Genomic DNA, 18,596 nt, shown 5'->3' on the forward strand with positions numbered 1-18,596 from the left:
AACACGGATGTAACTAGATGGGTGCATCGACTCCGAGACCGAGCTCGATCGCCCGGCGGACGGCGAAGTCGGCGGCGAACAGGTCCTCGGTGGCCAGGCCGAGCGACCGGAACAGGGTGATCGCCTCGGGGCCGGAGCGGCCAGGTGCCTTGCCGATCAGCAGGTCGCCCAGTTCACCGCGAACATCCGGGTTTCCGGTCTGGAATTCCCTGGCCTCGCCGAGCACAGACTGCATCGCGTCGACGTAGAGCTCGGATGCGGCCACTGTGGCGTCGTCGACTTCCTGGAACTCCGGGGAGCTCGCGCCCGCTGCGTTGACGTGGGCGCCCGGCTTGATCCATTCCCGTTGCAGCACAGGCTCTTTCGATGTGGTGACGGTGACGATGATGTCCGCGCCGCGCACGGCTTCCTCGGCGCTGGCCGTCGCGACGAGGTCGAACGGGACGTTCATCCGGTCGACGAACGCCTGCGCGGATCGCGGGGAGAACACGCGGGCTTGCTTGATCTGGCGGACGATCGGAATGGCACGCAGATGCGCTTCGGCTTGCACGCCCGCTCCGAGGATCGCCAGCGTCGGCGCGTTTCCACCAGCGAGTTCGCGTGTTGCCAGAGCCGATACCGCAGCGGTGCGGATTTCGGTGATCGCCGAAGCGTTCAGAATCGCCGACGGCTCTCCGGTCACACCATTGAAGAGGGCGACCACGCCTTGATGGGAGTCCAATCCACGGGCCGGATTGTCCGGAACGATGCACAGCTGTTTCGCTCCGAAGAGGGGGTCGTCACCACCCCGGTAGGCAGGCATCCAGACCGGGAACGAGCTCGTCCCCGACGGCAGGAACGCACTGCGTAACGGCTGTTCGACCTGGCCAGCGGCTCTGGCGGAGAGTGCCTGGGCCATCACATCCACACAGTCGGCCATGGGCAGCGCCTGCCGGATGTCGGCCGAGGAGAGGATTCGCATGTCGCCACGAGTAGCACACTGAATCGTTCACGGAATCGTGACCGAAGCCACGCGTAGGCTCGTTGCGCCAGGGGGCGAGGAGGAGAAGTCTTCACATTGAGCCCGCGCAGTGTCGCCCGGTTCGGCGCGGCCCTATCTGCGCGATCTAGTCGGGGCATTCGGAAAGGGCACCGCGCATGTCGACACCTACAGTGAATCCATCGCATCTGGACTTCGAAGACGACGGTTACAAACCGGGTCTCGAAGGAGTCATCGCGTTCCGGACAGAGATCGCCGAGCCCGACCGGGACGGCGGAGCGTTGCGTTATCGCGGCGTGGACATCGAAGACCTGGTCGGCCGCGTCACATTCGGCAACGTATGGGCGTTGCTGGTGGACGGCCGGTTCGGGCCGGGCCTGCCACCGGCCGAGCCGTTCCCCATTCCGGTGCACACCGGCGACGTCCGGGTGGACGTCCAGGCCGCGCTGGCCATGCTGGCGCCGATCTGGGGTTTCCAGCCCCTGCTGGACATCACCGACCTGGAGGCCCGCGCACAACTGGCCCGCGCCTCGGTGATGGCACTGTCCTATGTGGCGCAGTCCGCCCGCGGCATCGGCCGGCCGGCTGTGCCGGAGACCCGCGTCAACGAGTGCGCCACGATCACCGAGCGGTTCATGACCCGTTGGCGTGGCGAGCCGGATCCCGCACACATCAAGGCAATCGACGCCTACTGGGTGTCAGCGGCCGAGCACGGGCTGAACGCGTCCACATTCACCGCCCGGGTCATCGCCTCGACCGGAGCTGACGTGGCCGCGGCACTGTCCGGCGGCATCGGTGCCATGTCCGGTCCTTTGCACGGCGGCGCGCCCGCGCGTGTGCTGCCGATGATCGAAGCCGTGGAACGGGATGGCGACGCTCGTGGTTACGTCAAGGGCGTCCTGGACCGCGGCGAACGTCTGATGGGCTTCGGGCACCGGGTCTACCGCGCCGAAGACCCGCGCGCCCGCGTGTTGCGCCGTACCTGCCGTGAGCTGGGCGCTGCCCGGTACGAGGCCGCCGAGGCGTTGGAGCAGGCCGCTTTGGCCGAGTTGCGCGAGCGCCGGCCGGATCGTGCGATCGAGACGAACGTCGAGTTCTGGGCCGCGGTGATCCTCGACTTCGCCGAGGTCCCGCCGCACATGATGCCCTCGATGTTCACGTGTGCACGGACCGCGGGCTGGTGCGCGCACATCCTGGAGCAGAAGCAGACCGGCCGGCTGATCCGGCCGTCGGCCCGCTACATCGGCCCGTCCTCCCGCTCCCCCGAGAGCGTCGAGGGCTGGGACACCATCAGCTAGCGCTTTTTCTTTGCCCCCAATGCCACATTGGTGACGTCTGATGCCCCCAATGTGGCATTGGGGGCACATCTTTTTCACTTGGTTGACGGCGTGTCCGTCGAACGGTGGACAGCCGGGTTCAGTCCCGCGGTCGTCCCGCGCAGGACGCTGCTGACGGCAGCATTTCCGCCATGACCGCGATACAAGTGAGGGGCCTGCGCAAGGGCTACCAGAACGTCCAGGCAGTCGCCGGGATCGATCTGGACATCGCGCAGGGTGAGGTTTTCGCGCTGCTGGGCCCGAATGGGGCGGGCAAGACCACCACCGTGGAAATCCTGGAGGGGCACCGGCAACGCGACAGCGGCACAGTGTCCGTGCTGGGGCAGGATCCTGCCAATGCGGGCCGGGACTGGCGGGCGCGGCTGGGAATCGTGCTGCAGACCGCGACCGACGCCGCCGAGCTGTCGGTGTTGGAGACAGTGCGTCATTTCGCTCGGTACTACCCGCGGCCGCGCGAGGTCGACGATGTGATCGAAGTGTGCGGCCTCAAGGAAAAAGCGCGTGCCCGCGTGAAAAGCCTGTCCGGTGGGCAACGCCGTCGGCTGGATGTCGCGCTCGGCATCGTCGGCACACCTGAGCTGGTGTTCATGGACGAGCCGACCACCGGCTTCGACCCGGAGGCCCGCAGGCAGTTCTGGAGCCTGATCCAGAAACTCGCCGCGGACGGCACCACGATCCTGCTGACCACGCACTACCTGGACGAAGCCGAGGCGCTGGCCGACCGGGTGGCGGTGATCGCACGCGGCGAGATCGTCGCCGAAGGCCCGCCCGCCAAGCTCGGCGGCCGCTCCACAGCCCAGGCGACAGTGCGTTGGGTGGACAACCGCGGCGAACAGATCGTGCGAACGGCCACGCCGACCAAGCTCGTCAACGAGCTCTCTGCTGGGGGTAGAGAACTGGCCGGGCTGACGGTCAGCAGGCCGACTCTGGAGGACATCTACCTGGACCTGGTCGGAGAGAAGTCATGACCATCGCAGCACAACTTCCATCGCCGGTGACGCTCGGCCTCGCGCGAGGCGGGCTTGAGATCAAGCGATTCTTCCGGCAGCGCGAGCAAGTCGTGTTCACCTTCAGTTTCCCGGTGATCATCCTGGCGCTGCTCGGATCGATCTTCAGCAAGGTGTACCCGGACACCGGGGTCACGGCCAGCCAGGTGTTCACCGCGAGCATGGTGGGCGCGGGCATTGTCGCCACCTCGTTCGTGAACCTGTCGATCAGCGTGGCACTCGACCGCGAGGACGGCACGCTCGCCAGGCTGCGGGGCACGCCGTTGACGGCGGTGTCCTACTTCATCGGCAAGATCATCCTGGTGCTGGTGGCCAGCCTTGCCGAGGCGGCGCTGGTACTCGCGGTCGGCATGGCACTGTTCGACGTACAGTTGCCCACGAGCGCGTTGAAGTGGCTGACATTCGTGTGGGTTTTCGTGCTCGCGGTGATCAGCTGTTCGTTGCTGGGCATCGCCACGGCGGCTTTGGCACGTTCCGCGCAAAGTGCGGCGGCAGTGTCCAACGTGCCGTACGTCGGCCTGCAGTTCGTCTCGGGCGTGTACATCAACCCGATCTCGACGCTGCCGGTCGGTATGGTCACGGTGGCGTCGTTCTTCCCGGTCAAGTGGGTCGGACAGGGATTCCGCTCGGTGTTCCTGCCCGACAGCATGGCCAAGTTCGAAATGGCGGGGACATGGGAACTCGGCAAGACAGCGCTCGTGCTGGGCGCCTGGTGCGTCGCTGGGCTCGTGCTGTGCCTGGTGACGTTCCGGTGGAGCAACCGGCGCGGATAACCGAGGCGTCCCAACGGTGGTTCTGGGTCTGGGACCTCTTCTACGCCGTGGTCTACGTGGCCGTGGTCGCCCTGATCCTGCTCACGGCGACAGCGCCGCCGGCACGCCAGTTCGGTGCCGTCGCGGCGCTGACCGCCGTCATCCCGTGGTACGCGTTGTTGGGCAGGCGCTTGGTCGCGGCCGAGAACCACGGCTGGCGGATGTACATGTTCATCGCCGGTGTGATGGTCTGCCTCGGCGTCGCGGTGCTGCTGGTTCCGCTGAGCTCGTACGCACTGTTCGGCGCGATGTCGATGATCTTCATGAGCCTGCGCGCGGTGCCTGCGATCTTCCTCGGCGGGATGGCGATGTTCATCCCGGCGGCCGGGCACATGTTGCAGCAAGGGCCCAACGAGGTGGTCTTCAGGGCACTGATCCCGATGGGCGTGATCGGCACGGCGTTCTCGGCACTGATCGGGGCCTGGATCAATCGCGTGATCGACCAGAGCACCGACCGCAAGCAACTGATCGAGCAGCTGGAGGCCAGCCAGGCGGAGGTGTCCCGGCTGTCGCACGAAGCAGGCGTCACCGGGGAACGCGAACGGCTCGCCGGGGAGATCCACGACACCCTGGCGCAGGGCTTCACCAGCATCGTCACGCTGGTCCAGGCCGCCGAGTCCGAGCTGGGACACGACGAGGCCCAGGTTCGTAAGCACCTGGCGCTGGCACTGCGGACCGCCAGGGAGAACCTGTCCGAGTCCCGGGCTCTGGTCGCCGCTCTGGCACCCGCCGAGTTGACCGAAAGCTCTGTGCTGGAGGCGATTCGACGGCAGGCGACCCGGTTGACCGAAGAATCCGGCGTTTCGGCCGTCGTCGAGGTGCAGGGCGAACGGCGGCCGCTGCCCACGGGAGTCGACGTCGTTCTTCTGCGAACCGTGCAGGAGTCGTTGTCCAACGTGCGCAAACACGCCGGTGCTTCGTCCGCCGAGATCGTTCTGTCCTATCAGGACGATTCGGTGGTGCTGATCGTCAGCGACAATGGCCGCGGGTTCTCCCCAGAGGCGGCGGGCGATGGATTCGGGTTACGGGGAATGCGATCGCGCGTCGAGCAGGTAGGCGGCACGCTGTCGGTGACGAGCTCGCCAGGTGCGGGCACGGTCGTGGAGCTGGAGGTACACGCGTGATCAGGGTGATGCTCGTCGACGATCATCCCGTTGTGCGGGAGGGATTGCGGGGGATGCTCGACGCCGAGCCGGACCTGACCGTGATCGGCGAGGCGGGTTCCGGCGAGCAGGCCGTCGAGCTCGCCCTCGCCGAACGGCCTGACGTCATCCTGATGGATCTGCGGATGCCAGGTCTGGACGGCGCCGGCGCGACCGAGAAGATCATGTCGTCGGACATCGGCAGTCGCGTGATCGTCTTGACCACGTACGAAACCGACGCCGACATCCTGCGCGCAGTCGAAGCAGGTGCCACGGGATACCTGCTCAAGGATGCTTCACGGGCCGAGCTCGCCGGGGCGATCCGGGCCGCGACGCGCGGCGAGACCGTACTCGCTCCTTCCGTTGCGGGCCGGTTGGTCCGGCGCATGCGTCAGCCCGCCCAGCCGAGCTTGTCCGCCCGCGAGGTGGAGGTTCTCCGGTTGGTGGGCAAGGGAATGACCAATGCCGACGTCGGCGCGGCGCTGCACATCAGCGAAGCCACCGTGAAAACGCACTTGTTGCGCGTGTTCAACAAACTCGGCGTCTCCGACCGCACCGCGGCCGTCACCACCGCGATGGAACTGGGCATGCTTTAGATATGCGATCTTGCTTATGTATTACCGACGAACGTCTGTTGAACGTGCCCGAGTGAGGGGTTTACGTTGCGGGTGTCCGGTTGGTGAGGTTTCGACCTTGCCACACAACCCTGCAGGTGAAGGACACCATCATGCTCAAAAAACTGAGGTACGGCGTCGTCGCTGCCGCGACACTCGCCCTGGCTTTCTTCGGGCCCGCGTCCCAGGCAGGTGTTGAACTCGACACCCACGCGATCCAGGCGCACGCCTCGACCGCGATTGACATCGACGCTTCGGAGCTTCCCGTTGCGGCGCAACAAGAAGGCCCGTCGATCCTGGCTTGGCCGACCCCGAACCGCCGCACTTACACAATCACCAGCTCGTGCGCGCCCTACGCCTCGGCGATCAGACGAGGCGCAGCCGCGTGGAGCGGTCTGACCGAGGGCGGCGGCACACCGGTGGAGTGCCGCAACAGCTACATCACCGACTGCGGCGGTGGCGGCCGGATCGTCGGCTGCAACTGGGGCCGCGGTCAGCGGATCGCACTGTTCATGGGTGGCGTGAACGATGACGCTTTGCTTGCCGCCCACGAGTTCGGCCACGACTGGTTCGGCCACTCGACCTACCGCTGTGCCGGCTGGGGCAGCGCGGCCGAGGTCATGGCACCGACGATCTGCAACCTGAAGCAGTAGGCGTCACGGACCCGCGCCGGTCACCGGCGCGGGTCCGCATCGAGCAGATCCAGGTAGCCGTGGGTGACCGACCACAGGTCGTCCGCCACCGGCTCCAGTTTGCCTGGACTCCAACGCTTTTTCTCGTAGTTCTGGACGCGGCCGCGAACGGCCCGCAGGCTGATCGCCAATTCGTCGCCGATCCGTTCGCCGAGCTCCTCTGTTGTGGGCGCGGGAATCCGTACTGAGTCCACTTTGTCCTCACGCAGCGCGGTGAATGCCTCTTCCGCGATGCCGTCAGCCGCGGACCACAGCAACACCGGCCGGACGATGAAGTGATTCCACACAGGAGCACGGTCCGACCGCCAGAGCGCGTGCAGCGGCTCTTTCAGGCGAGCGGCGCGAGACCAATGGGTGGCGGCACGCGGCATGGACAGCCACGGCACGTCCCCCGCGGGCAGGTCCACGCTCAGAGCGACCCGGACCCAGTCCAGGTCAGCGCGTTCCTCGACCACCTTGCCGAACGCCCACAACTGCGTGACCCGCAGCGGACTGATGTTGCCCGGCAACTCGTGCATCCTGGTGCACTCGCCGGCCAGGGCCTCAAGGTGGTGCAGTGCGCGGGTCCACTTCATTCGCCCATTTTCTCCCCATAGACACGGTTGATGTCCCAGGCATGGCAGGCGCACCTGTGGACAGGACACAATCACGACATGCTGCCTACGACTGAGCTGGCCCTGCTGCGCCGTGTCGCGCATGAGCAGGCCGCTTGCCGTGCCCCGTCCCTGGTCGCCGCCGTTGTCCGGGGCGACGGCATCGTGTGGTCCGGCGGGCGTGGCCGCGTCGACGGGGAACGGCCAGGGGTGGACACCCAGTACCGGATCGGGTCCATCACCAAGACGTTCATCGCGGTGATGGTGATGCGGTTGCGTGACGAGGGCCGTCTCGACCTGAACGACGCACTGGACAAACACGTGCCAGGCACCGTCGTCGGCGACCGGACCATCGCCCAGTTGCTCTCGCACACCGGCGGCCTGACGTCCGAATCGCCCGGTTCATGGTGGGAACGGTCGGTTGGCTCGGACTGGGCGGCGCTGCGCGACAGCCTCGGCCCTGAGGCGTTGGTCCTGCGCGCGGGCAGCAAACTGCACTACTCCAACGTCGGTTTCGGCGTGCTCGGCGAGCTCGTGTCGCGTCTTCGCGGCGCCAGCTGGCTGGACGTGCTCAAGTCGGAGATCCTCGCGCCACTCGGCATGACCAGGACGACTCCGCAGCCGGAGGCGCCGCACGCGCTCGGCTGGGCCGTACACCCGCATGCCGACGTGCTGCTGCCCGAGCCGACGCCGGACGCAGGCGCGATGGCTCCTGCCGGGCAGTTGTGGTCGACGCTCACCGACTTGGCTCGTTGGCTCCGGCTCATCGCCGGTGACACCGGCGATGTGCTGCACCCGGATACCGTGGCGGAGATGCGTTCGCCTATCGCGGTCGACGACGGCGACGCTTGGGTCAACGGGTTCGGCCTCGGTGTGCAGGTGATGCGTGACTCCGGGCGCCGGATGGCCGGGCACACCGGCTCGATGCCGGGCTTCCTCGCGTGCGCGCTCACCGACACCGGCAGCGACACGGGCGCCCTGGTACTGGCGAACAGCACATCCGGTGTCGGGATTGTCGGCTTGTCATTCGATCTGATGAAAATCGCCGACGAGCACGAGCCGACGTTGCCCGTCGAATGGGCGCCGGCCACCACCGTGCACCCAGACCTGCTCGAGCTGACCGGAATCTGGCACTGGGGGCCGACGCCGCACACGTTGCGCCTGCTGGATGGCGCCTGGCTCGAGCTCGCGCCGGTCTCGGGCGCCGGTCGCGGCTCGCGCTTCCGTCCAGCTGGGGATGGCACATGGATCGGCCTCGATGCCTACTATGCGGGCGAGACACTGCGCGTATGCCGGGGGTCAGACGGCGAGGTCACCCACCTCGACCTGGCCACTTTCGTGTTCACCCGGCGTCCGTACGCACCGGCTGACCCAGTGCCGGGAGGTGTCGACCCTCACGGCTGGAGTACGACGCGGTAGGGCACGTGACAGACTGGTTACGTCCCGGCAACGGCGCCGGTCCAGTGGGTGATCATTTCGATGGAGAAGAAGGCGCCATGACGCAGACCGTTGACCCGACCACGCTGCAGTTGCCCGCCGAGCTCAAGCCCTCCGACGGCCGTTTCGGCTGCGGCCCCTCGAAGGTGCGGCCCGAGCAGCTGGCGCGCCTGGCCTCCGAAGGCGCGGCGTTCATGGGTACGTCGCACCGCCAGAAGCCGGTGAAGTCCCTGGTCGGCCGGGTCCGCTCGGGCCTGCGCGAGCTGTTCTCGCTGCCGGACGGCTACGAAGTAGTGCTGGGCAACGGTGGCACCACGGCATTCTGGGACGCAGCCGCCTTCGGCCTCGTATCCTCGAAAGCCCAGCACTTCACCAACGGCGAATTCTCCTCGAAGTTCGCAAAGGTGACAAACGACGCGCCCTTCCTCTCAGACTCGATCATCATCAAGTCCGACCCCGGAACGGCCCCTGAGATTACTTACTCGGAAGGCGCAGACCTGGTGGCCTGGGCCCAGAACGAGACCTCGACCGGCGTCGCGATGCCGGTCGTGCGTCCCGCCGGCTCCAGCTCAGCGCTCATCGCCGTCGACGCAACCAGCGGCGCGGCCGGACTCCCCGTCGACGCTTCGAACTTCGACGTCTACTACTTCGCGCCGCAGAAGAGCTTCGCCTCGGACGGCGGCCTCTGGATCGCCCTGATGTCCCCCGCCGCCCTCGAGCGCGTGGCCACAATCGGCGCGAGCGACCGCTGGGTCCCCGAGTTCCTGTCCCTGCCCACAGCCCTGGACAACTCGCTGAAGGACCAGACGTACAACACGCCGTCGGTGGCCACCCTGTTCCTGCTGGCCGACCAGATCGAATGGATCAACGGCAACGGCGGCCTCACCTGGTCGGTCGCCAGGACCGCGGACTCCTCAACGCGCCTCTACACATGGGCCGAGAAAACCGCGTACACAACCCCGTACGTCGCCGACCCCGCCGACCGCTCCCAGGTCGTCGGCACAATCGACTTCGCCGAGGACGTGGACGCAGCCGCCATCGCCAAAGCCCTGCGCGCCAACGGAATAGTCGACGTCGAGCCCTACCGCAAACTGGGCCGCAACCAACTGCGCGTCGCCATGTTCCCCGCCATCAACCCCGACGACATCACCATCCTCACCCAGGCCATCGAATGGGTCGTCGACCACCTCGGCTGAGCTTTCCTTGAAGGGCCCGCGCCATGTCCGGCGCGGGCCCTTCAGCATCTCAGTCCACGTCCAAATGTGGCCACAATTTTGTGATACCCTGCCATGGTGACAGCAGCAGCGCACGACGATGACCACACGGTGGGACTTCGACAGCTCCGCCACAACACAAGCGAAGTGCTCGCACGAGTCCGTCACGGCGAAACCATCGACGTAACCGAGTACGGTCGGCTGATCGCACGGATCGTGCCGGTTGAAGACCGCACGCCGACCCCGATCATGAGACAACTCGTCGACGCCGGCCGAGCCCGCCTGGCGACACGGCCTGGATACCGCCCGAAAATGCGCCCAAGCGACGGTACGAACCGACTTGGCGATGCACTCGCCGAACTGCGCGACGAGGAATCCTGGTGAGCCTGCTCTACATCGATACGTCGGCCGCGCTGAAACTGCTGGCCGAAGAAACTCACTCACAGGCATTCGCGGCCTACTACGACAACAATGCCAGCAGTTCATGGGTCAGCTCGACACTGCTCCGAATCGAGGTGATGCGAGCGGTCACCCACGTCATGCCACACGCCATCCCCGACGCCCGCGATCTGCTGCTCGCCTTCGACTACATCAACATGGACGACGACATCGTCGACGCCGCAATGAACGAACCCGACCGAGGGCTCCGCTCACTCGACGCGATCCACCTCGCCACCGCACGAGTCCTCGGCCAAGAACTGGACGGCCTCGTCACCTACGACGACCGGCTCGCAAAAGCCGCCACCGACGCCGGATTCGCCGTAATCAGCCCACAGGACTAATCTCCACCGCATCATCTCGTGTGATGTCAAGAACCTTGAGCGAGCGACAAAACGAGCCGTCAAAGCAGCGACAACACTTCGATCGACACCTACATTGCCAGGTGTCACCCTTCAGGCTCTGGCGCCAGTCCCGGTAGTACGCCTTCTGTTCCTCGACGGTTCCGAGGCTTTCTGGGATCCGTTGAAGTGCCTCAAACAGATCGTTTCCGCTGGCGATCACCGGGCCGTCTGGTCCATCAACGTTGATCGAATACGTACGGTCACGGGACCTCTGCCAGGTGAGCGCACTAATCACTCTCTCCTGACCGCGCAGCAGCGACACAGAGAGCCCCTGCTCCTCACTGATCTCACCGCCAGTCATCGGCGGTAGTTCGGATTATGCACATACGGACCAAAATCGGCTCGTCAAAAGTGTCGTACTGCCGCATCAACAGAGACGACGATACCAAATCCATGCCCTTGAACACCGGCTTCAACGCCGCGATCGGATTCCTCTTCGCCACCCTCTCCGCAGCACCACGAGCAGCAGCACGCCGAAGGGAAGCCACCGACCACATCACCATGCCGGTCCGACAAAGCCAGCCGTGCACCATTGCCTTGGGCCAAGGAGATGAGCGAGCCGTCTGGGCCGCGGCCGAAGCGGGACGCGCCGTCGCTGACCGCGTCCAGCTCCATGCCCGCGTACGACTGCTCTGACTTGGGCAGCGCACGGTTGATCGCCGGGTTCTGCGGGGTGTCCTGGGTCGGCTGGTCCGGCACGTCCGCTGCGGAACCTGTGATCTGCTTGGGAGACTTGGCAATCGCCTCCGAAATCGGATCCGCCACCGGCGGGAACAGTTGCGATGCGCTGGGCCCGACTGTGGCCACCAGCACCACGATCGCCAGTAACGCGATCGCCACTCGCATACGCGTACGCACGACAGGACCACGACGAATCCGGATCACGACAACCCCACCCTTTGTGATTCCGCCCCTTGAGCCATGCCCCCCACAGGCCGACTCAGCCACAGTGATCCTGCTTGCTTCGAACGAACTCGGCAAGGCTGTACCGCGAATTTGGACCGAATGACGTCGGATGTTCGCCCGTTCGTCGCGAGGCTATGTGCAGGAAATCATTTCCACGACGATTAAAGCCGCCTTTACCTGCAACGATGACACAGCGACAACACCGTCACACGAACAGACGAATGACGGGCGTCTCACCAGCGGCTAACGTGCGGAACTGCCTATAGCCAACGGGGGGCCATGGGGTGGATCAATAGTCGGTTAATGCGTTCGGCGTAGCTGCGGTAATTTTTTTGCCGCCGCGGCTACGCCGATATGCGCGCGAATCCGCCCGGCAGCGCTCTCGCCAACCCGGAAAGAAGGTCCAATGCGGACTCGAAGAGCTGGGGCTGCCATCACGGCAGCCGCGGCGGTACTCGGTGCTGTGGTCGCCACGGCACCGGCGGCGCAGGCGGCACCTGCGCTACCGAGCGGTTTTGCCCTGGTCGACACACCGTCGGGACAGCAACCAGGCACCTTGACCGACGTCGCCTACCTGCCGGACGGCAGCGTTCTGACCACCGGGCGGCTCGGCTCGGTGCAATGGGTGCCACAAGGTGGTCAGCCTGTTCAAATTCACAACATCCCCGTGTATACGGGCGGTTCACTCGGCCTGACGGGCATTGCCGTCTCGCCGGACTACAACACGACGCGCACTGTTTACACGACCCAAGCAGTCTCGGACGGCTCGGCCAAGTCCTTTCGGCTGAGCAAATGGCGGACCCTCGGCACCAACGAACCAACTGGACTGGTTGACGAGTCTATCGTGCTGGATTTCCCGGCGAACGCCGACAACAAGGGAATCCAGGACATCGCCGTTGAACCGGTCACCGGCAACGATCCCGCCAAGACCGTCATCTGGGTCGCGATCGGAGACAACTCCAACGTCCAGGCGCCCGCCACAGCGACAAAGGACAATGTGGACCAGTTCGCATTGCGTGCCTTGGATCCCGCTCAGCCGACCGGCAAAATCCTGCGCATTCGGGCGAACGGTCGCGGTGTCGAGGACAATCCGTTCTACAGCGCGAACGACCAGACGTCGTGGCGTAGCCGGAACTACCTCAGTGGCCTGCGTGACCCGCAGGTCACGCTTGACCCGCGCGGCGGGGTCATCGTCACCGACACCGGCTGGGCGGCACGCGACGAAGTCAACCTCGCCTTCCCAGGCCAGAACCTCAAGTGGCCGTGCTGGGAAGGCACCACCAAGACGCCCGGTTACCAGGACCTCCCGGCATGCCAGAACCTGGCGAACACCGAACCGCTGCACGAGACCAATCACGGCACTACAGACACAATCCTCGGCGGTGTTCCGTACATGGGCACCTCGTACCCGGAGGCATACCGAGGTTCACACTTCATCGCCAACAAGGGCGCGCACAGGCTGTCCACGCTCCGGTATGACACTTCAGGCAAGGTCACCCAGGTAGCGACATCATTCGCGACGGACATCGGGGACCCGGCTTCGGTGATCACGGCTCCCAACGGCGACGTCGTGATCCTCGACGCGGCCACGTCGACGTTGCGACGGGTGAGCTACAAGCCTGCCAACAAGGCACCCGTGGCCGGATTCAACGCCACAGTCGACGCAGCCACGCGCAAGGTCTCCTTCGACGCCGGAGCGTCGACGGATCCCGAACGGGAAGCGGTTACCTACCAGTGGAATTTCGGCGATGAGGGCACCGGCGCCGGGAAGACCATCGAGCACACCTACGCGGCCGGAGACAGGTTCACAGTAACGCTCACAGTGACCGACGTGCACGGTGCCACTGCCACCTCGAACCAGGTCGTTCTTCCCGGCGAGGCGAGTCCGGAACTCGCCCTGAACACCCCGGGCCTGGCAACAGTCTTCTCCGTCAACCAGGCCATCGCGGTCGGGGCGTCCACATATGACGTTGTGGACGGTTCGATCCCGGTGCACTGGAAGGCCGAACATGTGCGCTGCGTCCGGGACCGCAGTTGCGAGATCTCCCCTTTGCAGACCGGTTCGGGTCCCGACTTCACCATCGCTTTTCCCAACGAGACCGACGGCCACGTGGTCATCACTGCAACTGCCGAGAACAGCCGGGCGGCCGTCGTCAGTCGTCGCTACATCGCAAACCCCCGGCTCGTGCGCCTCCAAGTGCTCTCGTCGCACAGCAGCCAGTTCCAGGTCGCTACAGGTGAAAGCGCCAACCGGCTGGTGACAGCTGGTTCGTCCATCCAGTTCACGGCGCCCCAGACCGCCCTGGAAGGCGCGGCTCAGTTCACCAGGTGGTCCGACAACGCCAACCCGTCTCCAACGCGGCAGATCACGATGGGTGTCGCCGACTTCACGCTGAAGGCGGACTACGTCTCGGCGATACAGAAGCGGTATGCGGATGACGCGGCGGTTCGTGCCTGGATGGGGAGCCCGGTCGGGTTCGAGCTCTTCGAGAGTAATTCCCATTGGCAGCAGTACGCCGGTGGGCGTCTCTATTGGACGGCGCAGCACGGGGTCAAGGTCATCGGTGGCACGATCCTGGTCAAGTACAACGGTCTTGGTGGGCACGCTTTCCTGGGGGCGCCTAGCACGGACGAGCTGATCTCGCGGGCCAATGGGGGTGACCGGCTGAACCACTTCGTGGGGTCGGGTTCGATCTACTGGGTCGGTGCGACGAATACGGCCTATGTGATCTATGGGCCCTCGCAGGAGAAGTGGATCTCGCTGGGGGCGGACAACTCCGTTATCGGGTACCCGACGATCGACATCACTGGGACTCCGGACGGGGTCGGCCGGTATACGCATTTCTCGAAGGAGAACGGCTCCATCTACTGGCATCCGTCGACCGGCGCGTTCGCCGTCATGGGTGAGATCAAACGGCTTTGGGCCGCCGTGGGCTGGGAGACTTCTGTGCTGGGTTATCCGCGGACGGATGAGCTGGTCGGCAGGGAGAACTCCGATCCGGGCAGGGCCGGCCGGTACAGCCACTTCCAGAACGGTTCCATTTACTGGAGCAGCGGCACCGGCGCGCGTGAGGTCCACGGTGAGATCGGCAAGAAGTATCTGGCGCTCAACGCCGAACTTTCCGTGCTCGGATATCCCACGATCAATGAGGGGACGCCGCCGGACCGGATCGGCCGGTTCAATCACTTCCAGGGTGGTTCCATCTACTGGACCAACGCCACTGGCGCACATGAGGTTCATGGCGAGATCAAACGCCGCTGGGAGAGCCTCGGCTGGGAGACGTCCTATCTGGGATACCCGATCAGCGATGAGTACGACATTCCTGGCTACAAACGGTCGGACTTCCAGTTCGGCTATATCACCTACAACCTTGCGACTGGTCAGGTTCTTGACCGGCGGTACTGAGTGACCTTGTGGGTGGCCGGCTGGTGCCGGTCACCCACAAGGGTTTCAGGCGAGGGCTGAGGTGGGGGTCAGGAGGGCGGCGCGCATAGCTGGGTAGGCGCCGGCGATTGCGCCGACGAGGGCCGCTATGGCTACGCCGCCGAAGAGGGCGATGGGTGGGAGTACTGCGGGCCAGGATTGGCTTAGCGCGTAGGCCGCTGTTACTCCGACGCCTAGGACTACGCCGACGAGGCCGCCTAGGCCTGACAGTAGTACTGATTCTGCGAGGAATTGGCCGCGTATCTGTCTGCGGGTTGCGCCCAGGGCCCTTCGGAGGCCTATTTCCCTGCGGCGTTCCAGGACTGAGATGACCATTGTGTTGGCTACGCCGACGCCACCCACCAGCAGTGCGACGCCACCTAGGGCCAGGAATAGCGCGCTGTAGGACTCCTGGGCCAGGTTCTGGGCCTCGAGGGCTTCGGAGGGCAGCGCCACTTCGACTTCGTTGGGGTGTTCGGGACTTGCGGTCGCCGCGAGGACTCGGCGGACGTTCTGGACCTGGTTGTCCTGGGCGCGCACATAAACCGTGCCTGGGTTTCCGGTGAAGGCGAGGCGTTGCTGGGCCACGTCCCAGCCGACGAGGACTGACCGTTCTATTTCCGGGGCCAGTGGGAGTTCGGCGAGGATTCCCACCACGGTGAACCACTGGCCGCCGAGCCAGACCTGTGGGGGCCTGGCCGGGTCGATGTTGTCCATGCCCAGACGGGTTGCCGCCACTGAACCCAGGACCGCGGTCGGATATTTCGCCGAGACCGGGTCCAGCCACTTTCCACTGTGGACTTTTCCGTTCAGCACGTCCAGCAGGTTCTGTTCGGCTGCGTAGACTGCCAGGCCGGATGTTTCGCCGGGGTCGATCTGGTCGTTGCGGCGCACGGTTGTCGCTATGTTGCCGGTTGCTCCGGCTGCGGTTACGGGGCCTATTCGCTGGATCATCGGCACTGCGGTTTTCGGCAGGGGTGCGTCCTGGCCCATGAAGGACTTGCCTGGCTTGATGACCAGCATGTTGGGGCCGAGGGCCGCCAGTTTGTCCGACAATGCCTTGCTGCTGGACGCCGGAATGCTGACCACGGCGATCATCGCCGCTATGCCGATGGCGATTCCCAGTGCCGACAGTACTGCCCGCAACGGGCGGGTGCGCATTCCGTGGGAGCCCAGGCGGAACATGTCGCCGGAGCCGAGCCTGTGCGGCGACGGCAACGGTTCCGCGTCGGCGGGGCGGTCCATGATTGTGGTCACGCCGCCGCCCCTGTGTCCGTGAGCAGCATTCCGTCTCGCATTTCGATCCGACGGGGCACAGACGCGGCGATCTCGTTGTCGTGCGTGATGATCACGACCGTTGTCCCCGCCTTGTTCAAGGCACCCAGCAGGTGCAGGATTCCCGCGCCGTTCTTGGTGTCCAGGTTTCCGGTCGGTTCGTCGGCCAGCAGAATCGCCGGCCTGTTCACGACCGCGCGGGCGATCGCGACTCGCTGGCGTTCACCACCGGACAACTCGTTCGGCAAATGCCAGGCACGAGCACCGAGACCGACTTGTTCCAATGCGCCCAGGGCAATCTGATGCCGTCGGCGCGCCGAAACTCCTGCGTACAGCAGGCCTGTGGCGACGTTTTCCACCGCGGGCAGGCCTTCGGTCAGAAAGAACTGCTGGAACACGAATCCGATCCAGCGCGACCGCAGCGCGGAGAGCCTCCGGTCGTTCAACCGGGCCACGTCGTGGCCACGCACCTCGACCGACCCGGTCGACGGGCTGTCCAAAGTGCCCATCAGATGCAGCAAAGTGGACTTTCCGGAACCCGAAGGCCCGACGATGGCGAGCAGTTCGCCCTGCGCGATCGACAATGACACATCTCGCAACGCGTGCACGCCACCGGGATAGGTCTTGCCCGCGCGCTGGATCGACAGCACGGGAGTCACGACGTGGTCACCACCCGCATGCCTTCCCGGACATCCGGGCCACTGATCTCGACCCGGCCGTCGGAGAACAACCCGGGCTTCACCGCGGCCAGACGCCGCCGGTCACCGTCGACGATCTCGACCGCGTAACCGCCTTCCGCCAACGCAAGCAGCGCGCCGACAGGAACAGTCAGCACTGCGGAACGGCTGTCCGCGGTGAACCGGACGTCCACGGAGGTGGCATCCGCCGCGGTGATGGCGGCCGGGTCGTCCAGCGCGATCGACACGTCGAACTTGCTGTCCGGGGAGGACCCGGGCATCGGGTTGGGATCCGGTGGGACCTCGGCGATCCCGGTGATGGTCCCGGTGGCCGTCTTCGAGCCGACCGCGACCGACACCTTCGCGCCGATCTTCGCCCAGTCCCGCTGCGACGACTTGATCTGCACGCTCACACCGCGGTTGACCCCGGTGTACTTGAGCAGGTCACCGGCTCCGGGGGCACCGAGCTTGGCCACGATCGAGTTCACCCGGAACGGGCCGGTGGTGATCAGCACGTCACCGACGTTGACCGTGCCGGTCTCCTCCAGCTTCAACGACTTCTGCCACTTCTTGATCGCGTTCGCCGTGGCGGTGGTGAACTTCTCGTCCGGTGCGCCGAACCCGCCGAAGCCGAGCGCCTTCAGGTTCTCCTCGATCACCTTCACATCCGGGCCGTTGGTCACGCCCGATCCGACCGGGCGGTACAACGGGATGTCACCGAAGAACAGGACAACCGGCTTCGCGTCCACTTTGTACACTGTCTTGCCGCGGTCGAGGACGTCGCTCATCGCGGGCAATCCGGTGATAGTGCCCTGCTTCTGGCCGGCCAGCGTGGTTTCCGTGCCGTACCCGAGCTTTCCGGTGATGCTGCGCCGGTCGGCCAGATCGGTTTTCGTCACAGTGGTGGTGTCGACCGGCGCCGGGCCTTTCGGCGCGGCCGCTGCCGAGCCGGAGCCGACTCGGGTCAGCACGACGGCGGTACCGACGGCCAGGGCGACCACCACGGCCGAACCGGCGATCATCCACCGGATGCGGCGCCTACGGTGCAGGCGACGGGGCCCTTCGTCGGTCACTTGCCACCGCCCGGTGCGACCGGGGCCGCGGCGCCGATCCCGCCCATGCCGCATTCCTTCATGGCCTTGTCCATCTTGCCCGGATCGTTGTTGGGAATGCCGATGGTGATGCCGGGGTTGTTCGGGTCCGGGTCGGGTATGTCGATGCCGTGGTCACGCATGCACTTGGCCGTCTTGCGCATCTTGTCCAGCTCTTCCGGGCTCAACGGCTTGGGTTTTCCGCCGTTGGGCAGGAGCTTGTTGCACGCTTCCCCGGCCTTGTCCATCTTCCCGGCCTCCTCCGGGGCCATCGCCCGCATGGTTATCCCGCCACCCGGTTCCGGGTCCTTCATGTCGACGCCGTGCTCTCGCATGCACTTGGCGTACGCGCGCATCTGGTCCTCGTCCGTGCCCGCTTTCTGTGGCTGAGGCTGCCCGGATGTCTGCTGGTCACCGTTGAGCGAGGCGACGCCGTTGCCGTCACCGCCGTCGTTGCCACACGCCGTCAGTGCGAACATCACGGTCGCGACTGCGGCCAGTCGCCATTTGGCGCCCATGGATCCTCCTGTGAGTCGTGACTTCATCCCGACGGG

The 18,596-nt window shown here is 65.6% G+C and carries 19 protein-coding genes; 11 read left to right on the plus strand and 8 right to left on the minus strand.

Going from position 1 to position 18,596, the window contains the following annotated elements; all coding sequences use genetic code 11:
• Positions 1-13: 13 nt before the first annotated feature.
• Positions 14-961 carry an ornithine cyclodeaminase family protein gene (locus JOF56_RS07520; RefSeq protein ID WP_209635814.1) on the minus strand — a complete coding sequence of 316 codons (948 nt, stop codon included), beginning with the start codon at positions 959-961 and terminating at the stop codon, positions 14-16.
• A gap of 176 nt (positions 962-1,137) precedes the next feature.
• On the opposite strand from JOF56_RS07520, the gene JOF56_RS07525 reads away from it, so the two are divergent.
• From JOF56_RS07525 to JOF56_RS07550, 6 genes are all read left to right on the plus strand, one after another.
• Positions 1,138-2,277 (plus strand): citrate synthase 2, encoded by a 1,140-nt coding sequence (locus JOF56_RS07525; RefSeq protein WP_209635816.1) that lies wholly within the window; start codon positions 1,138-1,140, stop codon positions 2,275-2,277.
• Between the two features lie 179 nt (positions 2,278-2,456).
• Entirely contained in the window at positions 2,457-3,284 is an 828-nt protein-coding gene (locus tag JOF56_RS07530) for an ABC transporter ATP-binding protein (RefSeq protein WP_209648076.1), read from the plus strand.
• Entirely contained in the window at positions 3,281-4,096 is an 816-nt protein-coding gene (locus JOF56_RS07535; protein WP_209635818.1) for an ABC transporter permease, read from the plus strand. Before JOF56_RS07530 ends, JOF56_RS07535 begins: the two co-directional genes overlap by 4 nt.
• Complete coding sequence (locus JOF56_RS60010; RefSeq protein ID WP_307854967.1) at positions 4,075-5,259, plus strand: sensor histidine kinase; 1,185 nt, start codon at positions 4,075-4,077, stop codon at positions 5,257-5,259. The genes JOF56_RS07535 and JOF56_RS60010 overlap by 22 nt, the downstream gene beginning before the upstream one ends.
• A complete protein-coding gene (locus JOF56_RS07545; protein ID WP_209635820.1) occupies positions 5,256-5,873 on the plus strand; it encodes a response regulator in 618 nt (205 codons plus the stop codon). Before JOF56_RS60010 ends, JOF56_RS07545 begins: the two co-directional genes overlap by 4 nt.
• A 131-nt stretch (positions 5,874-6,004) precedes the next feature.
• A complete protein-coding gene (locus JOF56_RS07550; RefSeq protein ID WP_209635822.1) occupies positions 6,005-6,544 on the plus strand; it encodes a hypothetical protein in 540 nt (179 codons plus the stop codon).
• A gap of 20 nt (positions 6,545-6,564) precedes the next feature.
• On the opposite strand, the gene JOF56_RS07555 is transcribed toward JOF56_RS07550, so the two are convergent.
• Positions 6,565-7,158 carry a DUF7711 family protein gene (locus tag JOF56_RS07555; RefSeq protein ID WP_209635823.1) on the minus strand — a complete coding sequence of 198 codons (594 nt, stop codon included), beginning with the start codon at positions 7,156-7,158 and terminating at the stop codon, positions 6,565-6,567.
• Between the two features lie 78 nt (positions 7,159-7,236).
• Here JOF56_RS07555 and JOF56_RS07560 point away from each other — a divergent pair, with 78 nt between their 5' ends.
• The 4 genes from JOF56_RS07560 (at position 7,237) to JOF56_RS07575 (ending at position 10,609) form a co-directional block, all read left to right on the plus strand.
• Entirely contained in the window at positions 7,237-8,595 is a 1,359-nt protein-coding gene (locus JOF56_RS07560; protein WP_209635825.1) for a serine hydrolase domain-containing protein, read from the plus strand.
• Between the two features lie 77 nt (positions 8,596-8,672).
• Positions 8,673-9,809, plus strand: a complete 1,137-nt coding sequence (serC, locus tag JOF56_RS07565) for a phosphoserine transaminase (RefSeq protein WP_209635827.1) — start codon at positions 8,673-8,675, stop codon at positions 9,807-9,809.
• 96 nt (positions 9,810-9,905) lie between these two features.
• On the plus strand, positions 9,906-10,211 hold the full coding sequence (locus JOF56_RS07570) for a type II toxin-antitoxin system Phd/YefM family antitoxin (RefSeq protein WP_209635829.1): 306 nt from the start codon (positions 9,906-9,908) through the stop codon (positions 10,209-10,211).
• Positions 10,208-10,609 (plus strand): type II toxin-antitoxin system VapC family toxin, encoded by a 402-nt coding sequence (locus JOF56_RS07575; RefSeq protein WP_209635831.1) that lies wholly within the window; start codon positions 10,208-10,210, stop codon positions 10,607-10,609. The genes JOF56_RS07570 and JOF56_RS07575 overlap by 4 nt, the downstream gene beginning before the upstream one ends.
• Here JOF56_RS07575 and JOF56_RS07580 read toward each other — a convergent pair.
• On the minus strand, positions 10,593-10,970 hold the full coding sequence (locus JOF56_RS07580; protein WP_209635833.1) for a hypothetical protein: 378 nt from the start codon (positions 10,968-10,970) through the stop codon (positions 10,593-10,595). The two genes, JOF56_RS07575 and JOF56_RS07580, sit on opposite strands and share 17 nt — an antisense overlap.
• A gap of 44 nt (positions 10,971-11,014) precedes the next feature.
• Positions 11,015-11,554: a hypothetical protein gene (locus tag JOF56_RS07585; protein ID WP_209635835.1), complete on the minus strand. Its 540-nt coding sequence runs from the start codon at positions 11,552-11,554 to the stop codon at positions 11,015-11,017.
• A 427-nt stretch (positions 11,555-11,981) separates the two neighbouring features.
• Between JOF56_RS07585 and JOF56_RS07590 the strand changes: the two genes are divergently transcribed.
• Positions 11,982-14,981 carry a PQQ-dependent sugar dehydrogenase gene (locus JOF56_RS07590; RefSeq protein WP_209635837.1) on the plus strand — a complete coding sequence of 1,000 codons (3,000 nt, stop codon included), beginning with the start codon at positions 11,982-11,984 and terminating at the stop codon, positions 14,979-14,981.
• 45 nt (positions 14,982-15,026) lie between these two features.
• Here the strand turns inward: JOF56_RS07590 and JOF56_RS07595 are convergent, their stop codons facing one another.
• Genes JOF56_RS07595 through JOF56_RS07610 form a run of 4 tightly spaced genes read right to left on the minus strand, consistent with a single transcriptional unit; the run spans position 15,027 to position 18,560 of the window.
• Positions 15,027-16,244, minus strand: coding sequence for an ABC transporter permease (locus tag JOF56_RS07595; protein WP_209648078.1), 1,218 nt, complete (start codon positions 16,242-16,244; stop codon positions 15,027-15,029).
• Between the two features lie 8 nt (positions 16,245-16,252).
• Positions 16,253-16,933, minus strand: a complete 681-nt coding sequence (locus tag JOF56_RS07600) for an ABC transporter ATP-binding protein (RefSeq protein WP_209635839.1) — start codon at positions 16,931-16,933, stop codon at positions 16,253-16,255.
• Positions 16,930-18,024 (minus strand): peptidoglycan-binding protein, encoded by a 1,095-nt coding sequence (locus tag JOF56_RS07605; RefSeq protein ID WP_307854968.1) that lies wholly within the window; start codon positions 18,022-18,024, stop codon positions 16,930-16,932. Before JOF56_RS07605 ends, JOF56_RS07600 begins: the two co-directional genes overlap by 4 nt.
• On the minus strand, positions 18,021-18,560 hold the full coding sequence (locus JOF56_RS07610; RefSeq protein ID WP_245378186.1) for a hypothetical protein: 540 nt from the start codon (positions 18,558-18,560) through the stop codon (positions 18,021-18,023). Before JOF56_RS07610 ends, JOF56_RS07605 begins: the two co-directional genes overlap by 4 nt.
• Between the last annotated feature and the right edge of the window lie 36 nt (positions 18,561-18,596).

It is taken from the genome of Kibdelosporangium banguiense, from assembly GCF_017876405.1.
Taxonomy (GTDB): domain Bacteria; phylum Actinomycetota; class Actinomycetes; order Mycobacteriales; family Pseudonocardiaceae; genus Kibdelosporangium; species Kibdelosporangium banguiense.